Below are 21,613 nucleotides of genomic sequence, written 5' to 3' on the forward strand. Positions count from 1 at the left end.
CGCCACCGTCCATAAAAGCCCACGATAGGGCGGTCGCGGCATGATGACCCCATTGTTCACTCGCTGGCGCTTGCTCATGCCACCGCCGCCGTTTCGGCAGGCGCGAGTTCTCGGGCCACGGCATGTTGGTCGAGTCTGACGCGATAGCGCCGTACGACCTCGTAGGCGATGACAACCGCGAGAACCGCGACACCCTGGGTGATCTCGATGATGCTTGGTGAGATGTCGGAGTTAAAGGTCAGTGTGTTGGACTGCGCGGTGAGGAACGCGAACAGGACCGCACCGAAAGCGATGCCGAGCGGCTGGTTCCGACCGAGCAGCGCCACGGCAATGCCGGTAAAGCCAAGGCCGGCTTGGAAAGTTGTTCCGTAGGAGCCGGCACCGCCGAACAGTGCAGGCATCCAGATCAGTCCGGCAACGCCGCCGGACAGAAGCATCGCAGTCAAAACCATCCGGTCGGCATTGATACCGCTGGCGGTCGCAGCGGTCGCCGACTGCCCGCTGGCGCGCAGGTCAAAGCCAAAGCGCGTCTTATTGAGCAAAATCCAGAACCAGATGCCGACGAACACAGCAATGAGCGCCAATGCCCAGATCTGACCATCGCGCGGCTCGAACAGTGTGAGCCCCTTGAGCGTGCTGTTCGGAGCCAGCTTCTTGGTATGGACGCTGTTGCCCTGGTGGATTCCGTAGCGGTTGAGCAGATAACCGACAAGGATCACCGCGATCGAGTTCAACATAATTGTCGAGATGACCTCGGACACCCCGCGCGTAGTCTTCAAAATTCCGGCAATGCCGGACCATGCAGCGCCGACAATGATCGCGATAATAAGCGAGGCGGCGACGTTGGCAAAGCCGCTCAGCAAGGCCGCTCCGGCGAAAGAGGCGGCCGCAAATGAAGCGATCGTGTACTGACCTTCGATGCCGATGTTGAATAGCCCCATCCGAAAGCCGATGGCCGAGGCGACCGCCGAAATGTAGATGAGCGCGGTCTGGTTGACGATATTGACCCTGATGCGCGGCAGCGGATTGGAGAACATCGCCGTGAAGAAGTCGCCCGGCGAACTACCAGCAGCCACGAGTACGACGGTCGTAGCAAGAACGGCAACGGCAACGGCGATCGCTGGCGCAAGTAGGGCCAACCCGACCGACTTGAGAAACTTCATGCCGCCGCACCACCGGTCATCGCGGTGCCAAGATCTTGCGGGGTCACGGAGGCCGGATCGAAGGTTCCGACCATGCAGCCGCGAAGAAGCACGTGAATCGTGTCGGACAAGCCGATCAGCTCATCGAGATCGGCCGAGACCAGCAGAACCGCGAGGCCTTCGCTGCGGGCCCGTTTGATGTGGTCCCAGATCGCTGCTTGCGCACCGACATCGACCCCGCGAGTTGGGTGCGAGGCGATCAGCAGCACGGGATTACCGCTCATCTCACGACCGACGATGAACTTTTGCTGATTGCCGCCAGACAGTGCCCGTGCGAGCGTGTCGATGCCGGGCGCACGTACGTCATACTCGTCCAAAATTCGCTGCGTGTCCTTGCGCGCGCCGGATCGGTTGATCCATGGGCCTTTGGCGCTGGGTGGACTCGTCTGATGGCCTAAGATCCGGTTCTCCCACAACGGCGAGTCGAGCAACAATCCGTGGCGCTGTCGATCCTCGGGGATGTAGCCAATCCCGGCTTCACGCAGTTTGCGGGTATGCCAGTGGGTGACGTCATCAGAACCCAAGGCGAGCCGACCGGTCGACGGGATGCGCATTCCCATGATGGTCTCAACCAGTTCGGACTGCCCGTTGCCTTCGACGCCGGCGATTCCGAGCACCTCGCCCTTGTGGATCTTGAGTGTGATGTCGGTCAGCAGATTGCGACCAAACTCATCGGTGAGGGTGACCCCATCCAGCGAGAGTTCGACCTGATCGGTCACGGTCGACTCAGCAGTGTGCGGTGAGGGAAGCTCCGAACCGACCATGAGTTCGGCAAGGTCACGTTTTGTCGCGGTCTTTGGGTCGGCGGTGCCAACGGTCGCGCCGCGCCGCATGACGGTGATGTCGTCGGCAATCGCCAACACTTCATCGAGTTTGTGCGAGATAAACAGCACCGAATTGCCGTGCGACTTGAGTTCACGGAGATTAACGAACAGTGCGTCGACCTCCTGCGGTACGAGCACCGCAGTGGGTTCATCCAAAATGATGATCTTCGCGCCGCGGTAGAGCACCTTGGCAATCTCGAGGCGCTGCCGATCTGCGACGCCGAGATTTTCGACCAAGGTGTCCGGTTCGAGGCCGAAGCCGAAACGGTCGGAAATTTTGGCAATCTCGGCCCGAGCCTGGTCACCGATTCCGTGCAATTTCTCCGCGCCGAGAACGATGTTCTCGAGCACTGTGAAGTTGTCGGCGAGCATGAAGTGCTGGAAGACCATGCCCACGCCAACCGCAATTGCTTCGGTCGGCGATTTGAACTCAACGCCGGTGCCGTTGATCGTGATCGTGCCATCATCGGGCTTCTGGACGCCGTACAGGATCTTCATGAGCGTCGATTTGCCTGCACCATTCTCGCCGATAAGCGCATGAATCGTCCCGCGCCTAATCGTCATATCCACATCATGATTGGCGATCACGCCAGGGAACCGTTTCCCGATCCCGCTCAGACGTACTGCATCGACGGCGTCTCCCACTGCCACTCCTTGCATGATCAGATGGCTGGACCTGGGTCGAACGCTACTCGCGTCCGACCCAGGTCCAGATGTGCCTTGCTGATTCGGGCAACTACCTACTTGGCCGGAACCGTCGGAACCTTGATGTCACCGCTGATGATCTTCGCCTTATAGGAATCGATATCAGAAGCGATGTCGTCAACGAATCCGCCGCTCTTGGAGTAGCCAACACCATCGACCTTGAGGTCGTAGACCTGGTAACTAACCAGCGCCTTGCCATCCTTGATCGACTTGACGAAGTCGTAGGTGGCGGTGTCGACACGCTTAAGCGCCGACGTCAGGATGTGCGGCTGCTGTGCCTTAGTCGCCGACTGGTACTGATCGGAGTCAACGCCAATCGCCCACATACCCGTGCCTGCATCGACAGCGGCGTCAAACACACCGGCGCCTGAAGCACCCGAAGCGTGGTAAACAACGTCAGCGCCCTTGTCATACTGACCAGTCGCCGCAGCCTTGCCACCGGCCGGATCGCCGAAGCCCTTGAGGGCGGATTCTTCGATGTAGTTGACCAAGATCTTCGCGTCCGGCTTAACCGCCTTGACACCGGCAACGTAGCCAGCTTCAAACTTCTTGATCAGATCGTTGTGCACACCGCCGACGAAGCCGACGGTGCCGGACTTGGTCTTTTCAGCGGCTGCAACACCCACGAGGAATGAGGCCTCGTTCTCCGCGAAACCAAGGTAGGCAACATTGTCGTTCGCCTTCGCATCCGGATCAAAACCGTCGACGATAGCGAAGTTAACCTTCGGATAGTCGGGGGCAACCTTGTTGACTGAATCGCTGTAGGCGAAGCCGACACCGACAACTGCTGCGGCGCCGCCATCAGCCATCTGGCGCAGACGATCCTCACGAGCTGATTCGGCTTCACCGTCCGTCGCTTCACCCTCAACACAGGTGGCGTCAAATTCCTTGACCGACTTCTCCAAGCCGACATATGCCGAGTCGTTGAATGAGTGGTCGCCGCGTCCGCCGACGTCATAGGCAAGACCGATCTTCGGTCCGTTGCCCTTCGCCGTCTTGCAGACATCCGCCGAGTCACTGGCCTTCTTGTTTCCGCTGTCGCTCTTGGTGCTGCCACAACCGGTAACAACCAGTGCTGACGCGGCAACTACGAGCGAAATCTTCGTCAGACTACGCAAGGTTCCTCCTAGATTGGGGGCCGGAATTGTCCGGCACTCAACAGACCCTAGCCGCGATCTGGCCCATCGGGGAGGCATGTGGACCGATTAGTCAGGGTCGATACCGAGTTGTAACCTCGGCGCGACAAAATTGGTCTCATGCAAGGGCAGCGGCAGCCAAAACCTTGGCGCCGATTGCAATTGCTCGCTCATCGATGCGCAGATTTCCCTGATGAATATCGTAGGTCGGCCCATCGGGGGTCCTGGTGCCAAGACGCCCCATCGAACCGGGAATTGATTCGAGGTACCACGCGAAATCCTCGCCGCCAAGACTCTGCGTCGTTGACGCCACGCCCCCGGCACCAACCGCAGCGGTGACCGCAGTTCGCAACCGTTGCGTCGCATCGAAGTCGTTGACGACTGGCGGAACGCCGCGCACATAGGTGATCTTGGCGCTCACTCCGTAGGGCTCGATGATGTCGGCGATTAATCCGCGCACGAGATGCTCAGCCTGATGCCAGGCGGTTGCGTCGAGTGTCCGCAGCGTCCCGTTCAGTTCACCCGTGGACGGTATGACATTGGCCGCGTGACCTGCGTTGACGCTCCCCCACACCATGCTCACGCCAGCACGGGGATCGAACCGCCGCGACAGCGCGGCCGGCAATTGGGTCAGCAAGGTGCCGAGCGCGAAGGTGAGGTCTTCAGTCAAGTGGGGTCGTGACGTATGGCCGCCGCGACCATTCAAGGTCACCGTGACCTGATCTGTCGCAGCGGTGATTGGGCCTTCTCGTACCCCGACGAAGCCGACATCAAGGGACGGATCGCAATGGAGCGCAAAGATCCGTGACACTCCCTTCAGCGCACCAGCTGCTAGGACCCTGAGCGCACCGCCGGGCATAACTTCCTCAGCTGGTTGAAAAATCAAACGGATACGGGCCGGAAGCGGTCTGACGAGTTGGCGCTGTGCAAGTGCCAGCGCGGCGCCGATCAGTGCTGTGGTGTGGACATCATGGCCGCAGGCATGAGCAACCTGCGGGACGGTAGAGCGCCACGGATCGGTCGAGGTGTCTTGGATCGGGAGCGCATCTAGATCCGCACGAAGTGCCACGATGGGTCCCTCGTCAGGGCCAAGATCGGCGACGATGCCGGTACCGTCCAGCCGGTCATGCGCAATGCCAGCTTTGCCCAACCACGCCGCGACAAGGTCAGTCGTACGGTGTTCGTTCCACGAGAGTTCTGGGAACGCATGGAAGTCCCGGCGCAACTCGATCAGGTCGGGTGCGATCACATCGACGGCGTCATTGATCGAGAAGTTGGGGGCCATCTGCTCAGGATAACGCCGCCGGGGTCTCGACCGCCGTCAACGGGCGAGCTTAGGGACTGGCCGATCCGTCCGAGCGAGGCGGGCCACAATCCGCGACTTGCTTTCCCGAACCGAGTAGTTGAGCCGAAGCTCGCGGGCCGCAACACGCAACTGCGTTCGTTGTATGCCCTGACTCCGCCAATAATAAAGGACGGCAATCGCAATGCCGAGCATCGAGAGTCCACCACCGACGATCAACGTCCAACGCCCGCCGAACTCCTCGCCCACCCAGCCGATGAATGGCGCGCCGAATGGTGTGCCGCCCAGAAAAATCATGATGTAGAGCGCTGTCACCCGGCCGCGCATCTGTGCGCTCGAGGTCATCTGGATCATCGCATTTGCCGACGTCACCATCGTCAACGCGCTGAGCCCGAGCAGCGGCAAGATAAGGGCAAATGTGAGGTACGACGGCATGAGCCCCGCGGCAACCTCGAGAATCCCAAACGACATACCGGCGAACACAATCGTACGGAGTCTGGGTTCGGTACGGCGGGCCGCCATGAGGGCACCGATTAGGGAGCCAACGGCCATGATCGAGCCGAGCACGCCATATTCCCCCGCGCCCTTGTGAAACACCGCAGTAGCCATCAACGCGCTGGTCATCTGAAAATTCATGCCGAACGTCCCGACGAAGAAAACGCTCATCAAAATAAGCACCATATCGGGGCGCGATCGTACGTAGCGCAATCCATCGCGCACCGCGCCCTTGCGCTCACCGACGACCGGGGCTGGCCGCAGCCGCGCCATGTCGAGCAGGTTGAGCGAAACGAAAACCGCGAGATAGCTAAGCCCATTGATGATGATGACCCAGCCGGTCGCACTGACGCCCGAACCAAGTGCGGCAATCATCAGACCGGCGACTGCGGGGCCGATCATGCGGCCGATGTTGAACGAGGCTGAGTTGAGCCCGACTGCATTGGCGACATCATCTTTGCCGACCATCTCAATGACGAAGGATTGCCGTGCCGGCGCATCGAAGGCAGTGCCGATGCCGAATATAAAAGCCAACGCAAACACATGCCAAATCTGCACGACGCCGCTGACCGCGAGGATCCCGAGGAATACAGCGGGCAGGGCCATCGCAATCTGGGTGAAGCGCAATACGGTGCGTTTGGGATAACGATCGGCGACCACACCCGCAATTGGCGAGAGCAGCAGCGCCGGCAACAACTGGAGGCCGGTTGTGATGCCGAGCGCGGTGCCGCTGTGGGTTAGTTGGAGGACCAGCCAGTCCTGTGCAACTCGCTGCATCCAGGTGCCGGTATTGGACACCAACGCGCCAGCGGCATAGATGCGGTAGTTACGAACTCGGAGGGATTTGAAGATGGGACTCATGGTTGGTTCACGAGGCGGTCAGGCGTTCAAGCAGTGCAGTGGCGTCGCGGAGCAGTTTGCGCTCCGCAGGAGTGAGTTCGGTGAAGCAGCAGGCAAGCCATTGATCGCGTCGGGCCCGCTCGGCGACGATGATTTCCTCACCTTTGGCGGAGATCGCCACGACGATCTGGCGACCGTCCTCCGGATGCGGTGATCTCGTGATGAGGTCCAATTCATCGAGGCAGTTGATTGTTCGAGTCATCGATGGCGGTTGCACGTGCTCGCGTGCCGCGATGGCACTTGGTGTCATCGGGCCTTTCGTGAGGAGCGTTCCAAGGACTGCCAATTGTGTTGGCGTCAAGTCTGAATGCCGCTCTTGGCGAAGTCGCCGGGTGAGTCGCACAACCGATTGTGAAAGTCGTTGAGAATCAGTTGGCATATCATTAGCATAACTAATTAACTCTGCTAATCAAAATCGCGGTTGGCGGTGTCTCAGCAACCTAATGCGAGGTCGGGCGGTGTCTCAGCAACCTCATCCTGGCGAAGTTACGTTGCTGAGGCACCGCCCACGTAGGTTTGAAGCATGGCGAAAGGGCCCGGCCGCTATGCGGTCGGGCCCTTTTGGTTGGCTTAAGCAGTCTTACTCTGACCTAGTGATAGCGCTGAGCAGATCGCGATTGAGTTGCGCGATGACGTCAAGCGGAATTTCTTTCGGGCAGGCCGAATGGCATTCGCCGATGTTGGTGCAGCTGCCGAAGCCTTCGTGATCATGTGCGTTGACCATGCCGATGACACGGGAATCGCGCTCAGGCTGACCCTGCGGAAGCAGACCCAGGTGGGCCACCTTCGCGCCGGCGAACAACATCGCTGAACCATTCGGACAGGCCGCAACACAGGCACCGCAACCAATGCAGGTCGCGGCATCGAAGGCGTGATCGGCATCTTTCTTTGGCACGAGTACCGCGTTGGCATCGGGCGCGGCACCGGTCGGAGCGCTGATGAAGCCGCCGGCCTGGATAATGCGATCGAAGGACGTACGATCGACAACGAGATCTTTGATAACGGGGAAAGCGCCAGCGCGCCACGGCTCGACGTCAATGACGTCACCGTCGGTGAAGCTGCGCATGTGCAGCTGGCAGGTCGTCGTGACCTCCGGGCCGTGCGCGATGCCGTTGATGACGACCCCACACGCGCCACAAATGCCCTCGCGGCAGTCATGGTCGAAGGCCACCGGCTCATCGCCGGTCAGCGTCAACTGCTCGTTGAGCACATCAAGCATTTCGAGGAATGACATGTCGGTCGACACGTCCTCGAGGCCATACGTGACCATTTTGCCCTTGTCATCGGGACCTTTTTGGCGCCAGACGCGCAGAGTGATGTTCACTTGTAGCTCCTCTGCTTCATTTCGATGTAGTCATAAGTGAGTTCTTCCTTGTGCAGGATTGGCGTATCGCCACCGAACTCCCATGCGGAGACGAACGCATAGTTCTCGTCGTCGCGAAGCGCTTCATGTTCCTCGGTCTGACTCTCACTGCGGAAGTGCGCGCCACAGGATTCACCGCGGGTGAGCGCATCGATACACATGAGTTCGGCGAGTTCGAAGAAGTCGCCAACTCGGTTGGCCCGCTCGAGCGTCTGATTGAACTCTTCGTTGACGCCGGTGATCTTGACGTCCTTCCAGAACTCTTCTTTGAGCGCGCGGATCAGGCCAACGGCCTTTTCGAGTCCTGCCGCGTCACGTTCCATGCCACAGTATTCCCACACGATGTGACCCAATTCCTTATGGAACGAGTCGACCGTACGGGAACCTTGAATCGCGAGCAGCTTCTTGATCCGCTCATCGACCGCGGTCTTCGCCTCAACGGCAGCCGGATGTGACTCGTCCACCTTCTCGAACGGCCCGCCAGCAAGATAGTCGCTAATCGTGTTGGGCAGGACAAAGTAGCCATCGGCGAGCGCCTGCATGAGTGCCGAAGCACCTAGGCGGTTGGCACCGTGATCGGAGAAGTTCGCTTCGCCCGCGACAAACAGGCCGGGGATGTTGCTCTGCAGGTCGTAGTCGACCCACAGACCACCCATTGTGTAATGCATCGCCGGATAGATGCGCATCGGCGTTTCATACGGATCGTCGCCGGTGATCCGCTGATACATATCGAACAGGTTGCCGTACTTGGCTTCGACCGCGGGACGACCGAGGCGCTCAAGCGCATCGGCGAAGTCCAAATAGACGCCGAGACCGCCCGGTCCGACGCCGAAACCTGCATCGCAGATATTCTTCGCGTTGCGCGAGGCGACGTCACGAGGAACAAGGTTGCCGAACGACGGGTAGATCCGCTCCAAGTAGTAGTCGCGCTCGTCCGCGGGGATGTCCTTGGGCTTGCGGTCGTCCTTGGCCTTCTTCGGCACCCAGATCCGGCCGTCATTGCGCAACGACTCGCTCATGAGCGTCAGCTTCGACTGGTATTCGCCGCTGACCGGGATGCAGGTCGGGTGGATCTGCGTGTAACAGGGATTGGCGAAGTAGGCACCCTTACGGTGTGCACGCCACGTTGCGGTGGCATTGCTGCCCATCGCATTGGTGGAAAGGAAGAAGACATTGCCGTAGCCACCGGAAGCGAGCACAACTGCGTCCGCGAAGTGGGTCTCGATTTCACCGGTCACCATGTTGCGCACGATGACGCCGCGTGCTTTGCCGTCAACGACGATGAGTTCGAGCATTTCGTGGCGCGTGTTGACCTCGACCGTGCCGGCCGCAACCTGGCGCTCAAGCGCTTGATACGCGCCGATCAGAAGTTGCTGACCGGTTTGCCCGCGAGCGTAGAACGTACGCGACACCTGGGCGCCACCGAATGAACGGTTGTCGAGCAGTCCGCCGTACTCACGCGCAAACGGAACGCCCTGGGCAACACACTGATCAATGATCTGCGCGCTGATCTGGGCGAGCCGGTAACTATTGGACTCGCGCGAGCGGTAGTCACCGCCCTTGACCGTGTCATAGAAGAGTCGGTAAACGCTGTCGCCGTCATTGCGATAGTTCTTGGCTGCGTTGATGCCGCCCTGCGCAGCGATCGAGTGTGCGCGACGCGGCGTGTCCTGATAACAGAAACTTTTGACGTGATAGCCGGCTTCGCCGAGCGTTGCCGCCGCCGAGGAGCCGGCAAGTCCGGTGCCGATGATGATGACGCTGAGCTTGCGGCGGTTGGCTGGGTTGACCAATTTGCCAGCCATGAGGCGCTTGTCCCAGCGCTCGTCGATCGGCCCTTCGGGTCCTTTTTCGTCCTTGATCGGCGCACCGTCTGTGTGGAACTGAGCCATGGATTAACCCACCCATCCGAAGAGGATTGAGAACGGTGGCAGTAAGAAGCCGACCGTGATGATGACAGCAACCGCGATCGCCAAACCATTGAGATTGGAGGCGCGTCGGCTGCTGCTGTGATTGCCGCCGAGGCTTGTCAATGCACTCCAGAAGCCGTGCCATAAATGGAAGCCAACGGCCAACATTGCCACCGTGTATGCGAGTACAACCCACCAAATTCCGAACGAGTTGACGACACGGTCATACGGGCTCGGTGTCGCACCACCGGGATGGATGTCGTTGGTCGTCAGGTTGAGCAGGTGGAAGATGATGAACAACAGGATCGTCAAGCCACCCCAACGCATCGTGAATGAAGCGTAGGAACGCTGGATGCCCGTGCGGTTCTGTTTTGTCTGGTAGCGCTTCGCCCCGACATAGCCGCCAGCCTTCCGGTTGCGCTTCCACAGCGTCATTGCCGCATAGATGTGGAGGAACACACTGGCAAGCAACACCACACGGATAGTCCACAGCGCGCCCTTGTGCGGAAGCAGGGGCTCACCGATCGTACGCAGGTGCTCCGCGTAGACATTGAATGCCTCACGGCCGCTGAAGACCTTGAGGTTGCCGTACATGTGCGCCAAGAGGAAGGCGACCATGATCAGGCCTGATACCGCCATTGCGGATTTGAGGGCGACCGTCGAACGACGCGCCAAAGTCACGTTTGCCACGCTTGCACTCTAAGACCAAAACCAGTGCCGTGGGGACGAAGGCTCACCTAAGTGATCAAAGTGTGCAACAGATCACACCGAGATACCGAGCCGAAAAGCGTGTTTCGGCACCCATCCAATTCCGCGTTCATGCAGGTAGAGGTCGAATGAGTCGACCTGGAACGTGCATTCGAAGTCACTCAGATCGGCATGCGCTCGATCCAACGCTGCGTCGTCGATGTTGTGTGCGACGGTCACATGCGGGTGGAACGGAAACTCCGCCGGCGGCGCATCGAGTTGGGAGCGCACCGCTGCGGCGATTTCCTCGATGCCTGCGACACCGTCAACAATCGCCAGGAAAACGACCGGTGAAACCGGCCGAAATGTTCCCGTGCCACGCAGAGTCATCGAAAACGGGCGAAGCTCTGCGGCCGCTGCTCGAAGCGCCTTGCAGACACCTTCGAGCCCATCGCGCTCAAGGGTCAGCGGCGGCATCAACGTGACATGACTCGGCACGGTCGCGGCCAACGGGTCACCGAAGCTGGCGCGTTTGCGGCGAAGCCGCGAGCCATACGGCTCGGGGACCGCTATGGCCACACCCATCGTCAACATGATCGTGGACCTAGCGCACGAAGCCGGAGTGCTCATAGACATCGGCCAGCGTCTTCGATGCGACCTCACGCGCACGCTCCGTGCCACGTCTGAGGATCTGATCGAGCTCGCCCCGGTCGTCAAGCAGTGCATTTGTTCGTTCGGAGAAGGCTGCGACGAAGTCTGCGACGATCTCAGCCAGTGCGACCTTAAACGCCCCATATTGCTGGCCTTCGAAGGATTTCTCGATCGCGGCGATCGATTCACCGGTGATGGCCGAATAGATAGTGAGCAGATTGGAAATCCCGGCCTTGTTCTCCGGGTCGAAGTGGATCTCACTATCCGAGTCAGTGATTGCTGAGCGAATTTTCTTGGCCGCTTTCTTCGGGTCGTCCAGCAGGTCGATGATGCCGTTGGGCGCGGATCCCGACTTGCTCATCTTGGCCGTCGGATCCTGCAGGTCGACGAGTTTGGCGGTGCCTTTAAGGATGTACGGTTCGGGCACCGTGAACGTCTCGCCAAACCGGTGATTGAAGCGTTGGGCGAGATTGCGGGTCAGCTCAAGATGCTGCCGCTGGTCCTCCCCCACCGGGACTCGATCGGCTCGATAGATCAGCACGTCCGCGGCCATCAGCACCGGGTAGGTAAAGAGTCCGACACTCGCCCGGTCTGCACCGGCCTTGGCCGATTTGTCCTTGAATTGGGTCATGCGGCTGGCCTCGCCGAAACCAGTGATGCAGTTGAGCACCCAGGCAAGTTGTGCGTGCTCAGGAACTTGGCTCTGGACGAATAACGCGCTGCGCTCGGGATCAACACCAGCGGCAATCAGCTGTGCGGCCGAACGATAGGTACGTTCGCGCAGCTCAGCTGGGTCGTACCGCACCGTGATCGCGTGCATATCGGCGATGAAATAAAACGCCTCGTGGTCTTCCTGCAGCGCCACCCATTGCCGAATCGCCCCGAAGTAGTTGCCGAAATGGAAGGAATCCGAGGTCGGTTGAATACCGGAGAGCGAACGAGGGCGGGAAGCATTGGGCATGTGGGACATTCTGCCAGTCGCGGCCCGACCGGCCCCGCTAGGCTCACGACATGAGCGACGTACGGCAATGGATCGCGCCGGGGCGGGTCAACCTCATCGGTGAACACCTCGACTACAACGGTGGACCGGTCCTACCGATCGCGATTGACAAGGGCATCGCGCTCAAGGCGCGGCGCCGTGACGATGATCTGGTACGAGTCTGGACAACCTTCGGCGGCAATCAGAACGCCGAGTTCGCCGCGACTTCCGGGCCCGAGGAGGTCAAGGGTTGGGCCGCTTATATCGCCGGAATTTTCTGGGCGCTGGCGCAGGCTGGCCACCCGGTCGGCGGTGCTGATCTGGTCCTCGATGGCAGCCTGCCGAGTGGTGCTGGCCTCTCCTCGTCTGCCGCGGTCGAGGCCGTCGTTGGCAGCGCGCTCAACGGTTTGTATGACGTGGGACTCGAGCCGATCGATCTCGCGCTGATCTGCCGGACCGCCGAGAATGATTTCGCTGGCGCCCCCACCGGGATTATGGATCAGGTTGCCGTGCTGTGCGCGATGAGCGCGCACGCCATGCTGATCGATTCACGACCTGCTCGTCCAACCCTTGAGCACATTCCCGTGAACTGGACCGACGCTGGTCTGAGTCTCGTCGTCATCGATACGAACACGCGACACGATCTCGCTGATGGTTCCTACGGCGAGCGCCGCACCGAATGCTCTCAGGCTGCCGAGACACTCGGACTTGATTATCTTGCCGATGCCAGCGTTGACGCCGTGTTCAAGCTTGACGACGACGTACTCAAGGCTCGTACCCGCCATGTCATCACCGAGACCGCCCGAGTCCGCGGCGCCGTACGCGCGCTCAGCGCCCGGAACTGGACTCAACTCGGCACGATGCTCACCGCTTCACACACTTCACTCAAGGATGACTTCGCGGTCAGTCGGATGGAGCTCGACATCGCGGTCGAGGCCGCGATCGAAGCCGGTGCGCTCGGCGCTCGTATGACCGGCGGCGGCTTCGGCGGCAGTGTCATCGCTCTCGTCGACGCCTCATTACGCGCGCAGTTGGCCGAGAAGGTCTCCGCCCGCTTCGCCTTCCACCAATTCACTGCGCCCACGTTTTTTGCCGTCGAGCCGTCGGCGGGAGTGCACGAAGTCACAACGCCGTGAGTCCGACGTTTCGGCCCTTAAATTCGCGTTTTTGGGGCCGAAACGTCTCCCTCCTACGCGCTTCGCGCGTGGGAGGGACCCCCAGCCCAGCGAGTTGGTGAGGGATCGGCGGGACGTAAGGCATCTTGGCCCGTGAGAACCTTAATCCGTGACCGATCAACATCGCATCGCCTATCAGGGCGAGCCCGGAGCAAATTCGCACATCATCTGCAAGGCCGCATTCCCTGAGTGGGAGGCCGTTGCTTGCGCTTCCTTCGAGGACGTTTTTGCTGCCGTGAGCGGCGGCTCGATCGAACTTGCGATGATCCCGATCGACAACTCGATCGCCGGCCGGGTGGCCGACATCCATCACTTCCTGCCGACCTCGGGTTTGCACATCATCGCCGAGCATTTCCTACCGATCGAACATCATTTGCTCGGGATATCTGGATCCAGTCTCGAGACGGTCAAGACCGTCCACAGCCATGTGCACGCACTCGGTCAGAGCCGCAAGATCATCCGAAAACTTGGTCTGAAACCGGTCATCGCCGGTGACACAGCCGGTTCGGCGCGTGAAGTCGCCGAAGCCGCTGATCCGACCAAAGCCTCGATCGCAACATCGCTCGCGGCCGAGATTTATGGGCTCGATGTGCTCGCCGCTGACATCGAGGATGAGCCGAACAATACGACCCGCTTCGTCGTCCTATCTCGCGATTTCATCCAGGCTCCGCCGGATATCGGACCGACCATCACCACCTTTATCTTCAACGTCCGCAACCTGCCATCGGCGCTCTACAAGGCGCTCGGTGGGTTCGCCACCAACGGCGTCAACATGACGAAACTTGAGTCGTACATGGTCGGCAGCAAATTTGCTGCGACGCAGTTCCTCGCGGAAGTCGATGGCCACCCCGATGATCTGGGCCTCAAACATGCCTTGGAAGAGCTCGAGTTCTTCACCACCAAGGTCAAAATCATGGGCGTCTATCCTGCCAGTCCTTATCGCACCACTGCCAACCGGACCACCGACAGCTGACCATGCGCCCACTATTCAACTGGTGGTTCACCGATCGGGCCACCGGCAGAGTCGTCATCGCCCAGTCGCCGAATCCAGCACTCCTGGTCTGGATTGCCGCGTTTGCGGGACGCATCTTCAGCGGCACCGAACTCGACCACAAACTGAGCTGGATCGGTTCGGGCGCGCTCATCGTCTGGGGGCTGGACGAGCTCCTGCGGGGCGCCAATCCATTCCGGCGACTCATCGGTGCAGTCGTACTCGGCTGGCAGCTGACGCGGCTGTTCGCCGGTTAGGGTTAACGCCATGAGGTTTCCGCAGGACGTACCCGTCCTGAGCGATGGCGTCGTGACGCTACGTGCACACAGCCCGGCTGACGTCGAACTTTTGTATGAGTTGGCGCTCGATCCCGAAGCATTGCGCTGGACGTCGATTCCGCTCAACAACACGCGCGCCGACTCACAGCACTTCGCTACCGAAATTATGCGGATCGGCTGGGAGCAGAAGAACTTCCGCGGTTGGGCAATCGAAGCCACCGACGACACCGGCGTCGAGACGTTCGCTGGCAACATTGATATCCGCGGCATGCCAATCGCCGATGTCGGTTTCGTGTTGCACCCATGGGCACGTGGCCGCGGCTTGATCCGGCGTGCATTGGAGCTCGCTGCCAATTGGGCCTTCATCGAAGGCGGCGTCGAAATCATCCACTGGCGTTCGCGGATCGGCAATGAGGCGTCGCTACGCGCCGCTTGGGCGGCCGGTTTCACCCTTGATGGCACATCCCCGGGACTTCTCTATGAGCGCGAACAGGTCCTCGACGCGTGGTCTGCTCATCTCCGTTTCGGGGATAAACCCGGGCCTAAAACCGAGTGGCTTGCCGCGCCCGTCCTTGAAAGCGGCAGTTTCCGCATGAGGCCGAATCAGGAAACCGACGCTGGCCGAATCGTCGAGGCCTGCACCGATGAACGATCACAACTCTGGCTCGGCGGCCTGCCCAAGCCATACACGCAGGCGACCGCACGAATGTTGCACCACGAGAGCATCTGGCAAGCTGCCAAAGGCACGAAGATCACCTGGACCGTGGCCGATCGGAACTCCGACGAATTATTGGGCCACATTGGAATCTTTGGGATGACCGAACTCAACCCGTTTAACGGCGAGATCGGCTACTGGACCCATCCAGAGGCGCGCGGTCGCGGCCTCATGACCGAAGCCACCCGGCTGGCGATCGAGCACGCCTTCGGCGCGTTGGGTATGCGCCGCTTGACTCTCATGGTGGCAACCGGCAATTCCGCCAGCAACCGGGTCGCCACCAACAACGGCTTCACGCTGGTAGGCACCGAGTCCCAACTCGACCCACTCGGCGATGGCTCGTTCGCCGATATGAACAGCTATGAGTTATTGGCCGCAGAAACTGCCAACCGCAGCCCGGTGGCAGCGCCCAAACGGTAAATGTAACTGCGAGTTAAGATCATTTCCTATTTGCTAACTACCCCGGTGTCGTCGGTGGTTAAATTAAGTTGGGGCAGATTTCAGTTGGCGCCTCAACGACCGCTGCCCAATTCGACGTCGTAGTCGGCTAACAACATAGTGGAAAGATGGGCGCACATGTTCCCGCTGATACCGCAAGCCAACGGCCTGCTGATCGAGCTCATTTCCATCCCAATCTTCACCGGGATCATCGGTTACATCACCAACTGGACCGGCATCTTGATGCTATTCAGGCCGCTGAAGTTCAAAGGCGTCCACGTGCCAGGCCTGCGGGCAGTTTTCCCCTATCTGCCACGGCGCATTCGAATTCTTCCACTGATTCGGCACGATGGCGGATTTGGTTGGCAAGGCATCATCCCGTCCCGTGCAGACAAGATGGCAAGTATCTCAGTTGACAAGGGGCTGGCGAAGCTTGGCAGCGTCAGAGATTTCTACGAACAGCTCGAGCCCGACGCGATCGCCATGCACCTCACGATGATCGCGCAGGACAGAATCCATTCGGTCGTCGAAGAGATCATGATCCGCGAAAATCCTCAACTTTGGTACAACTTGCCGCCGCTGGTCAAAGAAGCCGTTCATTTGCGCGTGCGCCGGCAGCTGCCCGCCATCGTCAAGGACATCACCGACCAAATCGGCGACAACATCGATAACCTCATTGATGTGAAGTTGATGGTCATCCGTTATTTCGGTGAGCATCCGGAGATCCTGAACGAGTTGTTCCAGAAGATCGGCGGCAAGGAACTACGCTTCATGCAGAACTTCGGCTTCTACTTCGGCTTCCCGTGCGGTCTTGTTCTCGTCGCCGTCCTGCATTTTCTGCCGTTCTGGTGGGTCTTGCCCATCGGCGGAATCGTGATCGGCTGGATGGTCAACTACATCGGTATCAGCATGATCTTCGAGCCGATCTATCCCAATAAATGGATCCCTTGGCGTCAAGGTCTGCTACTCAAGCGCACCCCCGAGATCACCGCGTCATACTCCCAACTGATCGCCGAGCGAGTCATCACGTTGGAGAACATCGGCGACGAGCTCATGAACGGTCCGTCATCCGATCGCACGCTTCAGATGTTCGATCGCACCCTGCGTCCCGCCGTCGACCGAGCAGTCGGACCGAGCAGACGACTGGTTCGAGTCGTCGTTGGCAGCCGTGAATACGGCCATATCCGCGATTCAGTCGCCGCCGAGGCAACCGCATTTGCCCCGTTGGCTTTCGAGGACGCAGAATTCAATAGAAAACAGGCTGCAAAGATCGAGACCTTCATTGCCAAGCAGATGAGCACAATGGGCCCGAACGACGTAGCCGACATGCTGCGTTCAGCGATCAAACAGGACGAGTGGCTACTTTTCCTGCACGGCGGCTTTCTTGGCTTGTTCGCTGGCCTCATCCACTTGGCAATTTTCCCATTCTGAAAAGGGCACCGCATGACAGATAATTTCACCCAGGCGGAACTGGTCAATCCTTCCGACGGCAGGCGCCCAGTTGGCAATGTCCGCCCGGCGGACGACGAGGTTGATGGCGCCGGTATGAATGCTGACGCAATTGCCGCCATCCTCGACGGCCCCAGCAGCTTGAGCGACCTCGACAACTTGGACGACGATCCCCCCGCTCTTGGGTTGAATGCCAACTTGCTTCGTGCCGCGCCTGGACTCGCGATGGTGGGCGCGACAACCTGGTGGCATCTGACGAGCTGGTCAGTGAAGGCGACCGTGTCGGCAAGCACCTACGTCACGCGCAGAGCGCTCGACGGCGAACCCGCCGGTGAAATTCTTGCCAATGCAGCTTCTGACCTGCGCGGTGTCGCACTGCGTGCGCTCGGCATCGACAGCAACCGGTCTGATCGTCCCGATTCGGCGATCAGTTCCCCCGCCTCAATCAAGGAACTGCAGGCTGGCGGCGCGGCGCTTTTATGGCGCTCAGCGAATCTTCAGTCCAACGACGCGGAACATCCTGCCTATGCTCGGATTCTCACCGAGTTAGCACCGGACGAAGCCCGCATTCTACGTTTCTTGGCCCTCAACGGTGCCCAGCCGTCACTCGACATACGGACCGGCCGACCATTGGGTATCGGTTCGCAACTGATTGCTGCCGGGCTCAATATGATCGCCGAGCATGCGGGCTGCCGTGATCCCGAACGCATCCATCCTTACCTCACCAACCTCAACCGGCTTGGGTTGGTGAACTTTTCGAAAGAAGAAGTCGACGACCCGGCCCGTTATCAACTCGTCGAATCACAGCCGAACATTGCTCAGCTCATCAAGAAGGGTGGCTTCGGGGCAAAGATCATCCATCGGCGCATCCAGTTGACGAAATTCGGCGAAGACTTCTGCCAACTTTGTCTGACCAACAATCAACCACCGAACAACAACTAATCGCCGGGTCACACGGCGCGTACTGAGGAAATCGGCCGAGGCGGTCAACCCATGCAGGTGACCTCACCAGGCAGCAGAGGAATGCAGGCACAGGGCAACGTTTGTCTTCGTCTCCAGATCCCCTAATATTCCTCATGGAATAATTCGTACGGACCATTGGAGCCGCCGCATGACATTGACCGCCTTAGCAGTCGGTGCGTTGGCTCTGCTCAACGAACGCCCGATGCATCCCTACGAGATGTACCAACTCCTCATGGAGCGCCACGAGGACCGGTTGATCAAGGTCCGTCCCGGCTCGCTTTATCACGCGGTCGAGCGGCTCGAGGCCGCCCAATTCGTCAAGGCCACCGGCACTGAGCGCGAGGGCAACCGGCCCGAGCGCACGACTTACGCCATCACCCCGGCGGGCAATGCGGCCTTGACCGAGCGCATAGCCGAACTCCTCACGACCCCGGTGAACGAATTTCCCCGTTTTCCAGTCGCGCTGAGCGAGTCCCACAATTTGCCGAGTAAAAATGTCATTGCCAGCCTTGAGACTTATCTAGCAGAACTCAATCGTCAGATCGACGAGACTCAGGCCTTGCTCGACGACGCGCGCGCATGCGACGTGCCTGAAGCGTTTTGGCTTGCCGGTGACTACGTCAACACTCTCAAAATCGCCGAACGTGACTGGGTTGCCACCATGATCGAACGCCTCACTTCTAAGGACTTAACATGGCCAATCCATCCGTGACGGATGTCGCCGAAGACTTCAACCCATGGCCGGCTCTTTGGGCACTCGTCCTAGGGTTCTTCATGATTCTCGTGGATACGACGATCGTTTCGGTCGCAACGCCGGTTATCAAGGAAGATCTCAACACGACCTATAACGGCGTTCTGTGGGTGACCAGCGCCTATCTGCTCGCGTATGCAGTCCCGCTGCTGATCACCGGTCGCCTTGGTGACCGCTTCGGGCCAAAGAACCTCTACCTAATTGGTCTTGTCCTGTTCACTGTGTCGTCACTTTGCTGTGGGCTCAGCGGCAGCATCGGTCTCCTGATCCTCGCACGCATCTTCCAAGGCTTCGGCGCCTCGCTCATGACACCCCAGACAATGGCGGTCATCACCCGCACGTTCCCTGCCTCCAATCGCGGTCAGGCGATGGCGCTCTGGGGTGCGACTGCTGGCGTCGCAACGCTGGTGGGCCCGATCCTTGGTGGCGTCCTGATTGACACCGCCGGTTGGGAATGGATCTTCATCATCAATGTGCCGATCGGCGTCCTTGCGTTCTGGCTGTGCTGGAAGCTCGTACCGTCGCTCGAAACCCACTCGCACAACTTCGATTGGGTCGGCGTAGGGCTCAGCGCTGTGGCGATGTTCTGCATTGTCTTCGGCATCCAAGAGGGCGAGAAATACGACTGGGGAGTCATGACCGGAATCATCACGGTCCCGGGCCTGATCGGCGTCGGTCTCGTCGTGTTTGTCGCTTTTGTCTATTGGCAATCCAAGATCCGCACCGAGCCACTGGTCCCCCTGAGCATCTTCAGTGACCGCAACTTCTCGCTCTCGAACATCGCGATCATGACGGTCGGTTTCGCCATCACCGCCATGGCCTTCCCGTTCTTCCTCTATGCCCAAGAGGTCCGCGGTTTGAGCGCCACCAAGGGCGCGCTGTTTCTAGTGCCGATGGCCGTGTTGTCCTTCGTTCTCGCCCCATTCGTGGGCAAACTGGTCGACCGGGTCCACCCGCGTGGGATTACCGCATTCGGTCTTGCCGCCTGCTCGGCGTCGCTGTTCTGGCTAAGCCATGAAATGACGCCCGAAAGCAAGGCCTGGCAGATCTTGCTGCCGATGGCGCTACTTGGCATCGCAAATGCCTTTATGTGGGCACCACTCGGCGCGACCGCGACCCGCAATCTGCCAATGTCTCAAGCCGGTGCCGGTGCCGGGATTTACAACGCGACCCGTCAGGTCGGCGCCGTTCTCGGCAGTGCCGGAATCGCGGTCATCATCGAAGCCCGCCTGCGTGTCAACCTTCCGGGCTTCGACACCAGTGCAGCCTCGGGTGCACCCGTCGGCCGCACGCTGCCGCCGCAGATCATCCATCAGTTCAGTGAATCGATGGCGCAGGCGCTTTATCTGCCCGCATTCGTCTTGTTGATCGGCTTAGTTGCGACGCTCCTATATGCCAAACCCGACCACGTACAGCCACGAGCAAAGGACAAGCTGGCGACCAGGTAGTTGCGGTCGGCCACGCTCCTCAGCGCTCGGAGTGCTGCTTCTGCTGGGTCCGTGCGATCGTGAAGATCACCAGGCCCAGCAGTGCGAGGCCAACACCCACCGCGCTGGGCGATCGATAGCCGTAGCCCGCCTCAATCGTGACCGACCCGAGCAGTGCGCCCAACCCATTGGCAATGTTGAGCGCCGAATGATTGAGCGCGGCGCCAAGCATCTGCGCATCCCCGGCCGCGTGCATCAGGTGGATCTGCATATTGATCGCGATGACCGAGCCAAGTACGCCGACCAGAAACACCAGCATGAGGGCCGCGACGGCGTACGACGACCCGACGACGAACAGCGCGAGGACTGCGGCGATCGAGAGGAATCCGCCGCTGAGTGTGCGTTCGACATTCCAGTCCGCCAAGCGTCCGGCGAGCCACGTCCCGACGACTGAACCAATGCCGAAGACAAGAAGGAACACCCAGATAAAGTTCTCCGATAATTTCGTGACAGCTGTGACCGTCGGCGCGATATAGCTGTACATCGCGAAGATGCCACCGAAGCCGATCATGCCGGTCGCGACCGCATACAAGACCTGTGGTTGTTTGAGCGCGACGAGCTCGCTCCGAATCGAGGCCGAGCTGTTGGCGGGGCTGTGCGGGACGAGGGACCAGATCGCAGCCGCCGTCACAACCGTGATGATCAGCACGGCCCAATAGGCACTTCGCCAGCCGACGGCTTGACCAAGAATGCGACTCGCCGGGACTCCGATTACGGTGGCTACCGACAACCCGAGCATGACTGAACTGACTGCCCGGCCCCGAAATTCCGGAGCCACAAGTGAGGCCGCAATCAGTGAAGCCACCCCGAAATAGGCACCGTGCGGTAGCCCAGCCAGAAAACGAGCAATCATGACCGGCCAATAGCCGCTGGCCATCGCCGTGATCGCATTACCGATCCCGAGTGCGAGCACGAGCCCGATCGCGAGTTCACGCTTGGGCAGTTTCGCCCCGATCGACACGATCACCGGGGCGCCAACAACGACGCCAAGTGCATACGCCGAGATGATGTGGCCGGTGGTTGGAACGTCCTGGTCAATCCCGGCCGCGATCTCCGGCAGCAATCCCATCGTCATGAACTCGGTCGTGCCGATTGCGAACCCACCCAGCGCCAACGCCACAAGGGCAAGCGTCACATGAGGTGTGCGAGTGCGGACGATCGTTTCGACAGAGGTCACTCATCACTTAAGCCATCGGGATCTCTGCCTATTC

20 protein-coding genes are annotated in these 21,613 nt (G+C 59.9%); 8 read left to right on the top strand and 12 right to left on the bottom strand.

The window, feature by feature from the left end:
• Positions 1–74: 74 nt before the first annotated feature.
• From AC2YB9_RS14385 to trpS, 11 genes are all read right to left on the bottom strand, one after another.
• A complete protein-coding gene (locus AC2YB9_RS14385; RefSeq protein ID WP_487266026.1) occupies positions 75–1,163 on the bottom strand; it encodes an ABC transporter permease in 1,089 nt (362 codons plus the stop codon).
• Positions 1,160–2,671, bottom strand: a complete 1,512-nt coding sequence (locus AC2YB9_RS14390) for an ABC transporter ATP-binding protein (protein WP_487266027.1) — start codon at positions 2,669–2,671, stop codon at positions 1,160–1,162. The genes AC2YB9_RS14385 and AC2YB9_RS14390 overlap by 4 nt, the downstream gene beginning before the upstream one ends.
• 95 nt (positions 2,672–2,766) lie before the next feature.
• Positions 2,767–3,849, bottom strand: coding sequence for a BMP family lipoprotein (locus tag AC2YB9_RS14395; protein WP_487266028.1), 1,083 nt, complete (start codon positions 3,847–3,849; stop codon positions 2,767–2,769).
• A gap of 136 nt (positions 3,850–3,985) precedes the next feature.
• Positions 3,986–5,152, bottom strand: a complete 1,167-nt coding sequence (locus tag AC2YB9_RS14400) for an amidohydrolase (RefSeq protein ID WP_487266029.1) — start codon at positions 5,150–5,152, stop codon at positions 3,986–3,988.
• A gap of 36 nt (positions 5,153–5,188) precedes the next feature.
• Positions 5,189–6,526 (bottom strand): MFS transporter, encoded by a 1,338-nt coding sequence (locus tag AC2YB9_RS14405; RefSeq protein ID WP_487266030.1) that lies wholly within the window; start codon positions 6,524–6,526, stop codon positions 5,189–5,191.
• A gap of 7 nt (positions 6,527–6,533) precedes the next feature.
• Positions 6,534–6,944, bottom strand: a complete 411-nt coding sequence (locus AC2YB9_RS14410) for a MarR family winged helix-turn-helix transcriptional regulator (protein ID WP_487266031.1) — start codon at positions 6,942–6,944, stop codon at positions 6,534–6,536.
• A gap of 201 nt (positions 6,945–7,145) precedes the next feature.
• Entirely contained in the window at positions 7,146–7,889 is a 744-nt protein-coding gene (locus tag AC2YB9_RS14415; protein ID WP_487266032.1) for a succinate dehydrogenase/fumarate reductase iron-sulfur subunit, read from the bottom strand.
• Positions 7,886–9,820, bottom strand: a complete 1,935-nt coding sequence (locus AC2YB9_RS14420; RefSeq protein ID WP_487266033.1) for a fumarate reductase/succinate dehydrogenase flavoprotein subunit — start codon at positions 9,818–9,820, stop codon at positions 7,886–7,888. The genes AC2YB9_RS14415 and AC2YB9_RS14420 overlap by 4 nt, the downstream gene beginning before the upstream one ends.
• 3 nt (positions 9,821–9,823) lie before the next feature.
• On the bottom strand, positions 9,824–10,528 hold the full coding sequence (locus AC2YB9_RS14425) for a succinate dehydrogenase cytochrome b subunit (protein WP_487266034.1): 705 nt from the start codon (positions 10,526–10,528) through the stop codon (positions 9,824–9,826).
• Between the two features lie 72 nt (positions 10,529–10,600).
• Positions 10,601–11,119: a 2'-5' RNA ligase family protein gene (locus AC2YB9_RS14430; RefSeq protein WP_487266035.1), complete on the bottom strand. Its 519-nt coding sequence runs from the start codon at positions 11,117–11,119 to the stop codon at positions 10,601–10,603.
• 10 nt (positions 11,120–11,129) lie between these two features.
• Positions 11,130–12,137, bottom strand: coding sequence for a tryptophan--tRNA ligase (trpS, locus tag AC2YB9_RS14435; protein WP_487266036.1), 1,008 nt, complete (start codon positions 12,135–12,137; stop codon positions 11,130–11,132).
• A gap of 50 nt (positions 12,138–12,187) precedes the next feature.
• On the opposite strand from trpS, the gene galK reads away from it, so the two are divergent.
• The 8 genes from galK (at position 12,188) to AC2YB9_RS14475 (ending at position 20,363) form a co-directional block, all read left to right on the top strand.
• Complete coding sequence (gene galK / locus AC2YB9_RS14440; protein ID WP_487266037.1) at positions 12,188–13,291, top strand: galactokinase; 1,104 nt, start codon at positions 12,188–12,190, stop codon at positions 13,289–13,291.
• Between the two features lie 148 nt (positions 13,292–13,439).
• Positions 13,440–14,303: a prephenate dehydratase gene (locus AC2YB9_RS14445; RefSeq protein ID WP_487266038.1), complete on the top strand. Its 864-nt coding sequence runs from the start codon at positions 13,440–13,442 to the stop codon at positions 14,301–14,303.
• 2 nt (positions 14,304–14,305) lie between these two features.
• Complete coding sequence (locus tag AC2YB9_RS14450) at positions 14,306–14,578, top strand: hypothetical protein (protein ID WP_487266039.1); 273 nt, start codon at positions 14,306–14,308, stop codon at positions 14,576–14,578.
• Between the two features lie 10 nt (positions 14,579–14,588).
• Positions 14,589–15,734: a GNAT family N-acetyltransferase gene (locus tag AC2YB9_RS14455; protein WP_487266040.1), complete on the top strand. Its 1,146-nt coding sequence runs from the start codon at positions 14,589–14,591 to the stop codon at positions 15,732–15,734.
• Between the two features lie 156 nt (positions 15,735–15,890).
• Complete coding sequence (locus tag AC2YB9_RS14460) at positions 15,891–17,183, top strand: hypothetical protein (protein WP_487266041.1); 1,293 nt, start codon at positions 15,891–15,893, stop codon at positions 17,181–17,183.
• A 12-nt stretch (positions 17,184–17,195) separates the two neighbouring features.
• Positions 17,196–18,143 (top strand): Abi-alpha family protein, encoded by a 948-nt coding sequence (locus AC2YB9_RS14465; RefSeq protein WP_487266043.1) that lies wholly within the window; start codon positions 17,196–17,198, stop codon positions 18,141–18,143.
• Positions 18,144–18,312: 169 nt separating this feature from the next.
• On the top strand, positions 18,313–18,876 hold the full coding sequence (locus AC2YB9_RS14470; protein ID WP_487266044.1) for a PadR family transcriptional regulator: 564 nt from the start codon (positions 18,313–18,315) through the stop codon (positions 18,874–18,876).
• Entirely contained in the window at positions 18,858–20,363 is a 1,506-nt protein-coding gene (locus tag AC2YB9_RS14475; RefSeq protein WP_487266045.1) for a DHA2 family efflux MFS transporter permease subunit, read from the top strand. The genes AC2YB9_RS14470 and AC2YB9_RS14475 overlap by 19 nt, the downstream gene beginning before the upstream one ends.
• 19 nt (positions 20,364–20,382) lie before the next feature.
• On the opposite strand, the gene AC2YB9_RS14480 is transcribed toward AC2YB9_RS14475, so the two are convergent.
• A complete protein-coding gene (locus AC2YB9_RS14480; protein ID WP_487266046.1) occupies positions 20,383–21,579 on the bottom strand; it encodes an MFS transporter in 1,197 nt (398 codons plus the stop codon).
• Positions 21,580–21,613: the final 34 nt, after the last annotated feature.

The sequence above is a fragment of the Aeromicrobium changchenzhani genome, from assembly GCF_057586615.1.